Genomic DNA, 12452 nt, shown 5'->3' on the forward strand with positions numbered 1-12452 from the left:
TGTTCTGAAGCGCGTTGATGACTCTCAGCGCAGTATCGAGCACTTGAGCACGGACAAAGCGGAGCCGGCCCTGGACTTCGTCGAGAAGTCCAGGGCCGGTTCATCCGGAACGTCCGGTGGAAATCAGCGGGTTGCCGGCCTGCGCGGCGCTACAGCGCGACGCCCAGCAGTGCATCGACAGTGCGCGAGACGAGGCCGGGCGCGCCCTCGTCCGTACCGCCCTCGGCATTCTGGCGCTCGGCCCAGCGGTCCACGGCGGCCAGCGCGGCCGGCGCGTCCAGATCGTCGGCGAGGGCCTCGCGGACCTCCTCGACCAGGGCCTCGGCGGACAGACCGTCGGGGCGGGAGACCGCGGACCGCCAACGGGCGAGCCGCTCCACCGCGTCGGCGAGCACCTGGCCCGTCCACTCCCAGTCGGACCGGTAGTGGTGGGACAGCAGAGCCAGCCGGATCGCCGCCGGGTCCACGCCGTCGCGGCGCAGCTTCGACACGAAGACCAGGTTGCCCCGGGACTTCGACATCTTCTCGCCGTCCAGAGCGACCATTCCGGCGTGCACATACGCCTGGGCGAAGGGGTACTCGCCGGTCAGCACCTGGGCGTGCGAGGCGCCCATCTCGTGGTGCGGGAAGGCGAGATCGGACCCGCCGCCCTGGACGTCGAAGCCCATGCCGAGGTGGTCCAGGGCGATGGCGACGCACTCGATGTGCCAGCCCGGCCGGCCGGGGCCGAGCGAGGCGCCGTCCCAGCTCGGCTCGCCCTCACGGGCGGCCATCCAGAGCATCGGGTCGAGAGGGTTCTTCTTGCCGGGACGTTCCGGGTCTCCGCCGCGCTCGGCGGAGAGCAGCCGCATCGCCTCGGCGTCGAGGTTGGAGACCCCGCCGAAGTGCGGGTCGGTCTCGACGGAGAAGTACACGTCGCCGTCGAGCTCGTAGGCGGCGCCTGCGTCGCGGAGCCGTTCCACGAGCGGAACGATGCCGGGTATCGCCTCCACGGCACCGATGTAGTGCTTCGGCGGAAGCATGCGCAGGGCAGTCATGTCCTCGCGGAACAGGGCCGTCTCGCGCTCGGCGAGCTCGGTCCAGTCCTGCCCGTCGCGCACGGCCCGCTCCAGCAGCGGGTCGTCCACGTCGGTCACGTTCTGGACGTAGTGAACCTGCCGCTTGGTGTCGAGCCACACGCGCTGAACGAGGTCGAACGCGTTGTAGGTCGCCGCATGACCCATGTGGGTCGCGTCGTACGGCGTGATGCCGCAGACATAGATGCGGGCGACGGGACCGGGGTCAAGGGTGATCCGTCCGCCGGTCGCGGTGTCGTGGATCCGAAGGTCGCGGCCCTTGCCGGGCAGGGCGGGGACCTCAGAAGCGGGCCAGGCATGCATGCCACGAGCCTAACCGGATGCATGTTCCGGATACGAACCGGATACCGGACCTTGGCCGAAGAGGCAGTCTTGCGCCGCATGGCCCCTTCTGCTTCGGGGCCGGCCCGTGCAATACGGGTCCGCCCCCCTCTGACACCACGTAACCCCTGCTCCGCTCAGACCGGCGGCCAGGGGATCGACGGCCATTCCCCGCTCGGCTCCGGGTGTCTTCCCGTCGCTCTCAGCCCCGCCACGCGGCCCCGCAACGCCTCGATCTCGGCGTCGGTGATCAGCTCGCCCAGCCGGGTGACGAGCGGGGTTCCCGGCGCGAGCTCCGTACCCAGCCGCTCGACGACCTCGACGGCCTCGGCCGTCAGCGGCTCCCCCGCCCAACCCCACAGCAGCGTGCGCAGCTTGTCGTCGGCGTTGAAGGTCACACCGTGGTCGATGCCGTAGAGCCGGCCGCCGGGTGCGGGCAGCAGATGGCCGCCCTTGCGGTCGCCGTTGTTGATCACGGCGTCGAGGACGGCCAGTCGCCGCAGCCGCGCGTCGTCCGCGTGGACCAGCAGGGCCGTCCTCCCCCCGCCGACCTCGGCGTGGGCGACGGCCTTCCAGCCCGCCCCGGGCTCCTCGTCCTCGACCAGCGCGAGCAGCGGGGGCCCGGCCGCCCCCTCGTCCTCGTCGTCCTGGGGTGCCGCGCCGATCCACAGCTGGCACATGCCCTCGCCGTACGGACCGTCCCGCAGCACGGTGGGCGGCACGAGGCCCCAGCCGGTCGCCTCGGAGATCTCGTACGCGGCCACCTCGCGCGCGGCGAGTGTGCCGTCCGGAAAGTCCCACAGGGGCTGTTCGCCGGCCACGGGCTTGTAGACGCAGGTCGCCTCCTCGCCGTCGCGTGCGACCGTGCAGTACAGCACGGCGTTGGAGGCCTCACGTATCTGTCCGAGGACGGTGAGTTCCCCCTCGGTGAGCAGGGCGACCAGTTCGGTGCCGGTCAGGCTCCGCGACGGTATCCGTTCTGGCGCGGGCATACGTGTCCTTCCGGGTCGAGCGGCAGGCTGCACAGCGGGCACGGCGGACGGCCGGCGTTCACCACGTCCAGGGCACGCTTGGCGAAGGCGCGGGCCTGTGCGCCGCTGAGGCGGACCCGGAGCATCGGCGGACCGTTCTCCTCGTCCTGGAGCAGCCGCTCCTCGGCCTCGGCGAGGTCCTCGTCGGAGTCCACGTCCAGCTCGACCAGCGCCTGCGCCTCGACGATCATGCGCTGTTCCTCGCCGTCCCAGGCGAGCGCCATCGTGCCTACCCGGAACTCCTCCTCGACGGGGACGTCCAGGGGCGCGGTGTCGGTGACGTCCATCGGCGCCACGGCGGGCACCGGAGAGTTTCCGCCGGTCCGCCGCACCACTTCGTCGAGCAGTTCGTCGATCCGCTCGGCGAGCGCGGCGACCTGGGTCTTCTCCAGGGCCACGCTGGTGACACGTCCGCCTGAGGATGCCTGCAGGAAGAACGTACGGCGTCCAGGCAACCCGACCGTACCGGCCACGAAGCGGTCCGGGGGGTCGTAGAGGAACACCTGACGGGACACGTCCTGTCTCCCTTGAGATTGACGGTGGATGAGGGGCGGCCGGGGCCGCGGGAGGTTCTTTGGGGCAAGGCGCCTACGGAGCGTCCACCCTACTGCGCGAAGCGATCACGGCGCCCCAGCGCCGCCGCCGACTGCCGCGTCGGGGCCCGCCGCCGGGCCGGGGTGCTCGCGCGGCGCCAGCGATCCGAGGTCCCCGGTGTCGCCGAGCCGCAGCAGGAAGGGCCGCAGTCCGGTGTAGCGGATAGCGGTGACCGAACAGGGGTCGGCGTGGATCCGCTGGAAGAGGTCGAGGTGCATGCCGAGCGCGTCGGCGACCAGCGCCTTGATGATGTCGCCGTGCGAGCACATCACGTAGACGGCGTCGTCGCCGTGCCCGGCCTCGATGCGGGCGTTCCAGTCCCGTACCGCGTCCACCGCGCGCGCCTGCATGCCGCGCATCGACTCGCCACCGGGGAACGCCGCGGCCGAGGGATGCTGCTGTACGACGCTCATCAGCGGTTCGTCGGAGAGTTCCGCGAGCTTGCGCCCCGACCAGTCGCCGTAGTCGCACTCGGTGATCCGCTCCTCGGTGTGCAGTTCCAGCTCCGGCCGGGCGGCGAGCAGCGGCCGCAGGGTCTCCCGGCAGCGCTGCAGGGGGCTGCTGACGGCCGCGGCCAGCGGCAGCCCGGCGAGCCGTCCGGGCAGTGCCGCGGCCTGTTCGACGCCGCGCTCGTCGAGCGCGACACCCGGGGTGCGGCCGGCGAGCACCCCGGCCGTGTTGGCGGTGGAGCGTCCATGGCGTACGAGGATCAGCGTGGGCATACGGGCCAGCGTAGGCCGTCGGCGAGGTGCGCCGGGCAACGCGGCAGGGAAGAATGCGCGCCGTGATCGTGGACTGTGCCATCTACCGGGGCGGGCGCCGCACCGACGGCCCCGCCGACCTCTCCGCCGCCCTCGACGAGGCACGGGCCACCGGGGACGCGTTCCTCTGGATCGGGCTGCACGAGCCGACGGAGAAGGAGTTCGAACTCGTCAGCAGCGAGTTCGGACTGCATCCGCTGGCGGTGGAGGACGCGCTGAGCGCACACCAGCGTCCCAAGCTGGAGGTGTACGACGACTCGCTGTTCGCCGTCATCAAGCCGGTGGTGTACGAGCAGGCGAGCGACACGGTCACCACCGACGAGCTGATGGCCTTCATCGGCGATTCGTTCGTCGTGACCGTCCGGCACGGGGAGGGCGCGCCGCTCACCGCGGTACGCCGCCGGCTGGAGGCCGAGCCCGAGGTGCTCAAGCACGGACCGACGGCGGTGCTGTACGCGATCAGCGACGCCGTCGTCGACCACTACATAGAGGTCGCGGGCGAGCTCCAGGTCGACCTGGAGGAGCTGGAGACCGAGGTGTTCGCGCCGACCGGCGTCGGCGACACCAAGAGCACCGCGTCCCGCATCTACACCTTCAAACGGCAGATCCTGGAGTTCCGCCGGGCGACCGGGCCGCTGAGCGCCCCCATGGCCCGGCTGGCGAGCGCGGACGTACCGTTCGTCCACGAACACTCGCAGCCGTTCTTCCGCGACGTCAGCGACCATCTGACGCGCGCGAACGAGTACGTGGAGGGGCTGGACCGGCTGCTCTCCGACATCCTCTCGGCCCATCTGGCCCAGGTGGGCGTGCGGCAGAACGACGACATGCGCAAGATCTCGGCCTGGGCGGCGATGGCCGCCGTGCCGACGATGGTGGCGGGGATCTACGGCATGAACTTCGAGCACATGCCGGAGCTCCGCTGGGTGTGGGCCTATCCTGCGGTCATCGCGCTGATGGCCGCCGTGGTCTTCGCGCTGTACCGGCAGTTCAAGCGCCGCGGCTGGCTCTGACGGACGGGCCGTCGCCCCGCCCGGTTCAGGCGGGGCCGGGCTCCGGCCCGGCGGGGCCGCCCAGCGCGTCGCGCCGCGCGGGCTGCTCCAGGCTCACCATCCGCCGCCACCCCACGAACCGCTCGTACGCGTAGAGGCCGTGGATCCCGGCGGCCAGCACCGCCGCCCTGGCCCGGGACCAGCCCAGGATGCGGCCCATGTGGTCCATCACGGCGAGGCTGACGTCGCGGTACACCCGGATCTCGGCGAGCGCGCACTCGCGCAGGATGCGCTGGATGGTTCGGCCGTGTCCGGCCCGGGCGAAGCGGAGCAGCTCCTCGTGGCAGTACGCCAGGTGGTTGTCCTCGTCGTTCGAGATCATTTTCACGGCGTGGCCGAGGTCGGGGTGGTCGGCGAAGTGCTTGCGCAGCAGGGCCATCTGCTCGGAGGCACGCTGCTCGGTGACCCGGCTGTGGGCGAGGTAGGTGATGATGTCGCGCTCGGAGAGCCGTTCCTCGCCCCGCAGCTGCTCATGCGCGAGGCCGATGCCGTGCTTCTCCAGCAGCATCGTGTAGTCGGTCTCGTGCGGGACCTCCACGGGCTGGAGCCCGCGCTTCCTCAGCAACGCGTCGAAGATCCTGCCGTGCTTGTCCTCGTCGGCGCCGTGCCGTGCGATCTTGGGCGCCAGGGCGCGCTGGCTCTCGGGCACCAGGGCCGCGATGCGGCCGTTCTCCCAGCCGCCTTGGGACTCCCCGCCGGCCGCGATGGAACAGAACAGCCGGAATGACTCGTCGTCGTCGAGAATCTCCTGGAACAGGGTCTTTGCCGAGAGCATCAATGCCACCTCCGTGCGCATCCGCCGAGCGACAGTCAAGTGCGGCACACATGCCCGGGCAACAGGAACGGGCCCCGGCTGAGGGCTGTCCCGTAATCCCCGGCCGCCGCGAGGTGCTGCATGTGACGTCGCGCGCCCGCCGGGGATCACGGGACAGTCCTTAGGCCGGATGGGGTGTGTGCCGCCGTAACCGCCGGGCCGTGCGCGCGTTGATATGCGTAACGGCCGTGGCGGGGAGGCCCCGAGCCCCCACCACGGCCGTAGTGCCGCTCAGGGAGCGGCGAAGCCCCGTTCTATGCGAGCCCGGAGCGCTCCAGCGCGTCTGTGCCGGCCCTCAGGGCCGTGAGCCGCTCCTCAAGGGTGAACCCGGCCGGGGCCAGGGTCAGTGTCGTGACACCCGCGGCGGCGTAGGCCTGCATCCGCTCGGCGATCCGCTCGACCGGACCGAGCAGCGCGGTCTGGTCGATCAGCTGGTGCGGCACCGCGGCGGCGGCGCCGTTCTTGTCGCCGGACAGGTACTTGTCCTGGATCTCGGCCGCTTCCTTCTCGTAGCCCATGCGCTGCGCGAGCTGGTTGTAGAAGTTCTGCTTGCGGCTGCCCATACCGCCCACGTACAGGGCGGTGTACGGACGGAAGATGTCCGCGAGACCGTTGACGTCGTCGCCGACGGCGAGCGGCAGGGTCGGGCAGACGTCGAAGCCCTCCATGGTCAGGCCGGCCTTCTCGCGGCCCGCCCGCAGGTACTTCATCGCGGTGTCCTCAAGGTGCTCGGCGGAGGGGAAGATCAGCAGCGCGCCGTCCGCGATCTCGCCGGTCTGCTCAAGGTTCTTCGGGCCGATCGCGGCGATGTAGAGCGGGATGTGCTCGCGCTGCGGGTGGACGGTCAGCTTGATGGGCTTGCCCGGACCGTCCGGCAGCGGCAGCGTCCAGTGCTGTCCCTCGTACGAGAGCCGCTCGCGCGACATCGCCCTGCGGACGATCTCGACGTACTCCCGGGTGCGGGACAGCGGCTTGTCGAACTTGACGCCGTACCAGCCCTCGGAGACCTGCGGTCCCGACACGCCGAGGCCGAGCCGGAACCGGCCGCCGGAGAGCGAGTCCAGGGTGGCTGCGGTCATCGCCGTCATGGCGGGCTGGCGGGCCGGGATCTGCATGATCGCGGAGCCGACATCGATGGACTCGGTCCGGGCGGCGACCCAGGAGAGCACGGTCGGCGCGTCGGAGCCGTACGCCTCGGCCACCCAGCAGACGTCGTAGCCGAGCCGGTCGGCCTCCTGGGCGACGGCGAGATTGTCGCCGTCCATTCCCGCGCCCCAATAACCGAGATTGATGCCGAGCCGCATAGCCGCTCCCCTTACCGATCAGTAACGTCTCTGGGTTCCGGACTCTAGCGCGCGGTGGCGTGATCCGGCAGGGGCGACTTGACGCCGGGTTGTCCACAGGCTTCCGCCGAGTGGGGTTCTGGCCAGTAATCTCAGCCCCCATGGAGCAGAGGCATCTCGGCCGCACCGGCCTTCGAGTGTCCCGGATCGGGCTCGGCACCCTCACCTGGGGTCGGGACACCGATGAGCACGACGCTGCCGAACAGCTGAAAGCCTTCTGGGAGGCGGGCGGCACACTGGTCGACACGGCCGATGTGTACGGCGGCGGGGAGGCCGAATATCTGCTCGGCCAGCTCGTCGGCGGCCTGGTGCCCCGGCACGATCTGGTCATCGCGACGAAGGCCGGCAGCGTGGCCGACCCGTACCGCCGGTTCGACGGCTCGCGCGGGCATCTGCTCGCCGCACTGGACGCCTCGCTGGAGCGGATCGGCACGGACCACGTGGATCTGTGGCAGATCCACGCCTTCGACCCGGTGACGCCGCTGGAGGAGACCCTTCAGGCGCTGGATCTCGCGGTGTCCAGCGGGCGCGCCCGGTACGCGGGGGTGTCGAATTTCTGCGGCTGGCAGCTGGCCAAGGCGGCGACCTGGCAGCTCGCCTCGCCCGGGGTGCGCACCAGGCTGGCGAGCACGCAGATGGAGTACTCGCTTCTGCAGCGGGGCGTGGAGCGCGAGGTGCTGCCCGCCGCCCTGGATCTCGGCGTCGGACTGCTGCCGTCCTCCCCGCTGGGCCGCGGGGTCCTCACCGGAAAGTACCGGTCGGGCACTCCGACGGACTCGCGAGGCGCCTCGGAGCTGCTGGCTCCGTTCGTCGAGCCGTATCTCGACGAGCCGGCGGGCCGCGTCGTGGACGCGGTGGCGATCGCGGCGGACGGCCTGGCCACGACGCCGCTCCAGGTGTCTCTCGCCTGGGTGCGGGACCGGCCCGGAGTGGTGGCTCCGATCGTCGGCGCGCGCAACGCGCAGCAGCTCACGGAGGCGTTGTCAGTGGAGGCGCTTAGTCTTCCTGACGAGATCTGCCAGGCGCTCGACGATGTGTCGGCGCCCGTGCACCGCTATCCCGACCAGGACTGGAGCACGCTGTGACTGCGCTTCCCCGGGGGGAAACCCCCGGTTCCCCGGCCGCCGACGACGACGGCGTCGTCGCGTCCCCCTCCGCCGCCGTGCCCGCCCCGTCCGTCGAGGACGGGAACGGGGACGATTCCGGCAACGGGGAATCCGGGGACGGGGCAGGCTCCGGGGACGCGGCAAAGGCCCCGCCCGCGGCGCTCACCGAGGCCGAGGCCGAGCTCGCCGCCCAGCGGGAGGTCCGGGAGCGGATCGAGAGGCGCAAGGCCGAGAAGGAAGGCCCCATCGCCGCCGGCGGGAAGCTGAGCGGCAGGGCGGCCGATCTGCTGGCGGCCGTGCGCGCGGTGGAGAGCGGCGAGCAGCCCGCCACCTCGTTCTTCGACTCACCCGCGCCCGCCGCCCCCCGCCGGACCGCGCCCACGCCCGCTCCGGCCCGCCCCCGTGCCCCCGCACCGGTACGGGCACCGCAGGGCGCCCCGCCAAAGGCCGTGGCCGCGACCGCCGCCGTGCTGGCCGAGGGCGGGGCTCCGGCGGCACTGGCGGGGCCTGCGGCCGAGGCCCTCGGGGCGCAGGCGGCCGCTGTCCTGCGCGCCGACCCCTGGCAATTGCTGACCGTGCCGGGAGTCAGGCCCGAGCAGGCGGACGGATTCGCGCGCGCCCTGCTCGGTGCCGAGTGCGGCCCGGACGACGAGCGGCGGACCGCCGCCCTGGTGGGCTGGCTGCTGGAGCGTGCCGCGCTGCGGGGGCACACGGCGCTGGACGCCTCGGAGGTACGGGCCGCGCTCGCCGAGCGGTCGGTGACCGACCCCGACGCGGCCGTGCGGCACGCCGTCGCCGAGGGAGTCGTCCTGGTCTTCCAGGACGGCCGGGAGGGCCAGGAAAGCCAGGAATCCGGTCCGTCCACGGAACCCGGCGGGGACACCGGCCCGGACACCGGGCGCGAACCGGTGCAGGTGCTGCTCGGCCTCGACCGGTACGCACTCGCCGAGGAGAGCCTCGCCGACGGCCTGGCCCGGCTGGTCAACTCCTGCGAGAGGGACGCCGACTGGACACAGGCCGCCTCCGCCGCAAGCTCCCCGTCGGCGGCCGAGCTGATCCGCACGGTCGCGGCCCACGGCCTCGTGGCGCACACCGGGGGCGAGGCGGCCAGGGCCGAGCCCGCCGCCCTGGTCACCGCGGCCCGCGGCCTCGGGCTGCGGGCTCTGGGCGCCGTGCACAGCGCCGACGGCAGGCGCCGGCTGGCCGAGGCGACCGGCGATCCGGAGACAGCCGTCACCCTGGCAGGTCTGCTCTCGGGCGAACAGGGCCCGGGGCGGGACGAGGAGGGGGCGATCGCCGTCGATCTGCTCGTCGTGCTGGACTCCCCGCAGCTGGACGTCGAGACCGCAGCCATGCTGGTCGAGTCGCTGGCCGACGGCACCCGTCTGGTGCTCAGCGGTGACCCCGGTGTGCTGGGTTCGGCCGGTGCGGGACAGGTCTTCGCGGATGTGCTCGCGGCCCGTGCGTGTCCCCGGATCGTCTCCCGCACACCGGATCCGGGACCGATCGGTGAGCTGGTCTCCGGCATCGGCATCGGTGAGCTGAACCAGGTCGACGCGCCCGGCAAGGAGGTGGTGATCGTCCCCGTCCGTGATGCGGGCGAGGCGGTGCACCGCACCGTGCAGCTGGTCGCCGACTCGGTGCCGCGCGCCATCGGCGTACCGTCGTCCGACACCCAGGTGATCACCGTCGGCCATGGCGGCTCGGCGGGCACCCGGGCACTGAACGCGGCGCTGAAGCAGCGGCTCAACCCCGGGCCGGGCCGCTTCGGCGGTTTCGACCCGGGCGACCGCGTCGTCCACGTCCCGGCACCCGGCAGGGCCGTGCCGGCGGTGGTCGTCTCGGCGGACGCCGAGGGCCTGCGACTGGACTGCGCGGGCACGGAGCTCGTCGTGGCCCAGGAGCGGGTGGCATCCTGCGTGCGCCACGGCTGGGCCGTCAGCGCCCACCAGGCGGCCGGGATGCGGTGGCCCGCGGTGGTCGTCGTGCTGCCGGGCGACGCGGCGCAGGGGCTGAACCGCTCCTGGGTGTACACCGCCTTCAGCCGCGGGGAGCGGCATCTGTCCGTGGTGCACGGGGTGGATCAGGCCCTCCAGCGCGCGGTCGCCCAGCCCCCGGCCCAGGACCGCACGACGCGGCTGCGCACCCTGCTGGAGACCGCGGCCCGCTGACCGGGCCGGGTCGGCGAGCACCTCACCGGACGGGCTCGGTCGCGAGCCCGTCCGGCCGGCGGATCAGGAGCCTTCCACAACCAGGCGGGCCGGTTCCTCGTCCGGTTCGTCCTCGTCGAAAACGGCGCTGACGTCGAAGCGGCAGACCACCAGCTGGGGATCCGTGTCGTCGAAGGGGGCGCCGAGCCACTCCCCCGCCTCAGGGAGCTCTTCGGCGGCGGTGACCCAGAGTGTGGAGTCGCCCTCCTCCAGGCCGAACTCCGCGTGCCGGGAAGCGATTTCGTCTGGTTCGTACTCCCCGAAGAGCACACCGAGCGCCGCGTGGACGCTGGCGCCGACCACTGCGGCGCTTCCGCCGCTTTCGTCCTGATCGAGGTCGGCGATCCGCTGGGCCTGCGCGAGCAGCCTCGGTGGCTCCACCACCGCGTAGTCGCGCCGGATGAGGACACTGAGTGCGTTCGGCTCCTCGGGGCCGGTGTACGGCGGCAGCGAATCCTCCGCACCCGGGATCTCGAAGGGGGTGACTTCGTCGTATCGGTCGTAGAGCAGTTCGTCGTAGAACTCGGCGGCAGCGGCCAGTGCGTTGAACGCGTCGTAGACGGCCGCGTCGTCGTCCCCGGTCCGGCGTTCGACGGCCGCGAGGTGGTGGTCGAGCGCGGCTTTGACCGCCTCGGCGGCGGCGCGTACCTCGGCAGCGGTGGGCTGCGCAGCATCAGACATAGTGCAGACGCTATCCGTACAGGGGCTCTGCCCGCACAATAGATGCGATGCCGGAATACGAATTTGTCGATGTGTACGTACCGCGCGGGGTGTCCCGGAAGGAGACGGCCCGCCTGCTGACCGACCACGCCGAGTACGGTCACTGGGAGTTGGACCGGCTGACGCTGCGCCACGACGGCAGCCGCAGGGTTCGTCTGCGGCGGCGGATCATCCGCCAGCTCCGGGCCACTTGGTGAGACAGGGCGGGCCCCGCAGTCGCGGGGCCCGCCCTCTTCGCCGTATTCGCGTCGCCGTCCTGGGGCCTAGGCGGCCGTCCGGGCGCGGCGGTAGAGCACCGTGCCCGCGCCCGCCAGCAGCAGGCCCGCGCTCACCGGGATCAGCAGGTCGAGCCCGCCCGCTCCGGTGTGTGCGAGCTGCACGACGCTCTGCTCCTCGGGCACGTTGGGCACAGCCGGCTTCTCCGGCGCCGGGGGTTTGTGCTCGGTGACCGGAGTAACCGGCGTGACCGGCGTGACCGGCGTGACCGGCGTGACCGGCGTGACCGGCGGCGGCGTGACGACATCCGTGCTGTTCCCGCAGTCGTTGCCGAAGGCGGGGTTGAGCAGACCGCCGATGGTGATGCTGTTCCCGCAGACGTTCACGGGGATGTCGATGGGCGCCTGGATGCTGTTGCCGGACAGCACCCCCGGCGAGCCCTTCGCGACGCCCTCGGTCTTCGCCCCGCCGCCGATCGGGGCCCGGTGCTTGCCCGTGCCGGGCCGGCTCGCCTGGGTGAGGTCGCCGGAGACCTGACTGCCGGAGACGTGCTTGCCCTGGGAGCCGTCCTGCGCACCGTTTCCGCAGGTGTTCCCGGACGCCGGGTTGAGCAGTGCCACGACGTCCACGGAGTTGCCGCACACATTGACCGGTACGTGGACCGGAATCTGCACCGAATTCCCTGACAGCACCCCCGGGGAATTCGTCGCCTCGCCGGACGCTCCCGCGTCCGCGTGCGCGTAGCCGCCGCTCAGCGCAAGCACGCCGCCCGCTGCCGCCATGGTGATCAGGCCTTTACGCGTGACCTGTCGCATAGGTTGTTTCCTGCCTTCTGCCTTCCGGAATACCCCCGGACTCGACCGTGCGGGGGCGGGGTACCCAGCGGCCCCGGAGCGCATGGCGTGCGCTTCGGGGCCGACCGGATTCAAACCCTTACGGGTTGACGCACAACGTCAGGCGTTGACGCAGATGTTGCCGAAGGTGGGGTTCAGCACCCCGACCACGGAGACCGTGTTGCCGCACACGTTCGCCGGAATGTGGATGGGCGCCTGGATGTTGTTGCCCGAGATCACACCGGGGTTGCCGAGAGCGGCACCCTGGGTACCGGAGTCCGCGACGGCCATGCCCGCACCCGCGAGCACCAGACCACCGGTGACAGCCGCAGCAGCGACGACCTTCTTGATCATTATTCCTCCTAGTTGGCAATGCGG

13 protein-coding genes are annotated in these 12452 nt (G+C 71.9%); 4 read left to right on the forward strand and 9 right to left on the reverse strand.

Translation table 11 applies throughout. From position 1 onward, the window contains the following. Positions 1 to 149 precede the first annotated feature (149 nt). The 4 genes from mshC to ACWCQ6_RS11535 all read right to left on the reverse strand — a co-directional run bounded on the left by mshC (position 150) and on the right by ACWCQ6_RS11535 (position 3744). Complete coding sequence (gene mshC, locus ACWCQ6_RS11520; RefSeq protein ID WP_451087886.1) at positions 150 to 1379, reverse strand: cysteine--1-D-myo-inosityl 2-amino-2-deoxy-alpha-D-glucopyranoside ligase; 1230 nt, start codon at positions 1377 to 1379, stop codon at positions 150 to 152. A gap of 155 nt (positions 1380 to 1534) precedes the next feature. Beyond that, a complete protein-coding gene (locus ACWCQ6_RS11525) occupies positions 1535 to 2389 on the reverse strand; it encodes an SCO1664 family protein (RefSeq protein ID WP_451087888.1) in 855 nt (284 codons plus the stop codon). Next, positions 2353 to 2943, reverse strand: a complete 591-nt coding sequence (locus ACWCQ6_RS11530; RefSeq protein WP_072484378.1) for a DUF3090 domain-containing protein — start codon at positions 2941 to 2943, stop codon at positions 2353 to 2355. Before ACWCQ6_RS11530 ends, ACWCQ6_RS11525 begins: the two co-directional genes overlap by 37 nt. A 105-nt stretch (positions 2944 to 3048) precedes the next feature. Further along, a complete protein-coding gene (locus tag ACWCQ6_RS11535) occupies positions 3049 to 3744 on the reverse strand; it encodes a histidine phosphatase family protein (RefSeq protein WP_451087890.1) in 696 nt (231 codons plus the stop codon). A 53-nt stretch (positions 3745 to 3797) separates the two neighbouring features. Between ACWCQ6_RS11535 and corA the strand changes: the two genes are divergently transcribed. Beyond that, entirely contained in the window at positions 3798 to 4793 is a 996-nt protein-coding gene (gene corA / locus ACWCQ6_RS11540; protein WP_451087892.1) for a magnesium/cobalt transporter CorA, read from the forward strand. 25 nt (positions 4794 to 4818) lie between these two features. Here the strand turns inward: corA and ACWCQ6_RS11545 are convergent, their stop codons facing one another. Together ACWCQ6_RS11545 and ACWCQ6_RS11550 are read right to left on the reverse strand one after the other, a co-directional pair. Continuing rightward, positions 4819 to 5607 (reverse strand): ferritin-like domain-containing protein, encoded by a 789-nt coding sequence (locus tag ACWCQ6_RS11545; protein WP_451087894.1) that lies wholly within the window; start codon positions 5605 to 5607, stop codon positions 4819 to 4821. A gap of 293 nt (positions 5608 to 5900) precedes the next feature. Then, positions 5901 to 6950 carry an LLM class F420-dependent oxidoreductase gene (locus tag ACWCQ6_RS11550; RefSeq protein WP_451087896.1) on the reverse strand — a complete coding sequence of 350 codons (1050 nt, stop codon included), beginning with the start codon at positions 6948 to 6950 and terminating at the stop codon, positions 5901 to 5903. Positions 6951 to 7090: 140 nt separating this feature from the next. Here ACWCQ6_RS11550 and ACWCQ6_RS11555 point away from each other — a divergent pair, with 140 nt between their 5' ends. Further along, positions 7091 to 8074 (forward strand): aldo/keto reductase, encoded by a 984-nt coding sequence (locus tag ACWCQ6_RS11555; RefSeq protein WP_451087898.1) that lies wholly within the window; start codon positions 7091 to 7093, stop codon positions 8072 to 8074. After that, complete coding sequence (locus ACWCQ6_RS11560; protein WP_451087900.1) at positions 8071 to 10266, forward strand: ATP-dependent DNA helicase; 2196 nt, start codon at positions 8071 to 8073, stop codon at positions 10264 to 10266. The genes ACWCQ6_RS11555 and ACWCQ6_RS11560 overlap by 4 nt, the downstream gene beginning before the upstream one ends. A 63-nt stretch (positions 10267 to 10329) precedes the next feature. Here ACWCQ6_RS11560 and ACWCQ6_RS11565 read toward each other — a convergent pair whose 3' ends face one another. Beyond that, on the reverse strand, positions 10330 to 10986 hold the full coding sequence (locus ACWCQ6_RS11565) for a hypothetical protein (RefSeq protein WP_451087902.1): 657 nt from the start codon (positions 10984 to 10986) through the stop codon (positions 10330 to 10332). A 47-nt stretch (positions 10987 to 11033) separates the two neighbouring features. On the opposite strand from ACWCQ6_RS11565, the gene ACWCQ6_RS11570 reads away from it, so the two are divergent. Then, entirely contained in the window at positions 11034 to 11222 is a 189-nt protein-coding gene (locus ACWCQ6_RS11570) for a DUF5703 family protein (RefSeq protein ID WP_072484370.1), read from the forward strand. 66 nt (positions 11223 to 11288) lie between these two features. On the opposite strand, the gene ACWCQ6_RS11575 is transcribed toward ACWCQ6_RS11570, so the two are convergent. Next, entirely contained in the window at positions 11289 to 12056 is a 768-nt protein-coding gene (locus ACWCQ6_RS11575; RefSeq protein ID WP_451087904.1) for a chaplin, read from the reverse strand. Positions 12057 to 12194: 138 nt separating this feature from the next. Beyond that, a complete protein-coding gene (locus tag ACWCQ6_RS11580) occupies positions 12195 to 12428 on the reverse strand; it encodes a chaplin (RefSeq protein WP_451087906.1) in 234 nt (77 codons plus the stop codon). Positions 12429 to 12452: the final 24 nt, after the last annotated feature.

The organism is Streptomyces sp. NPDC001880, from assembly GCF_053594575.1.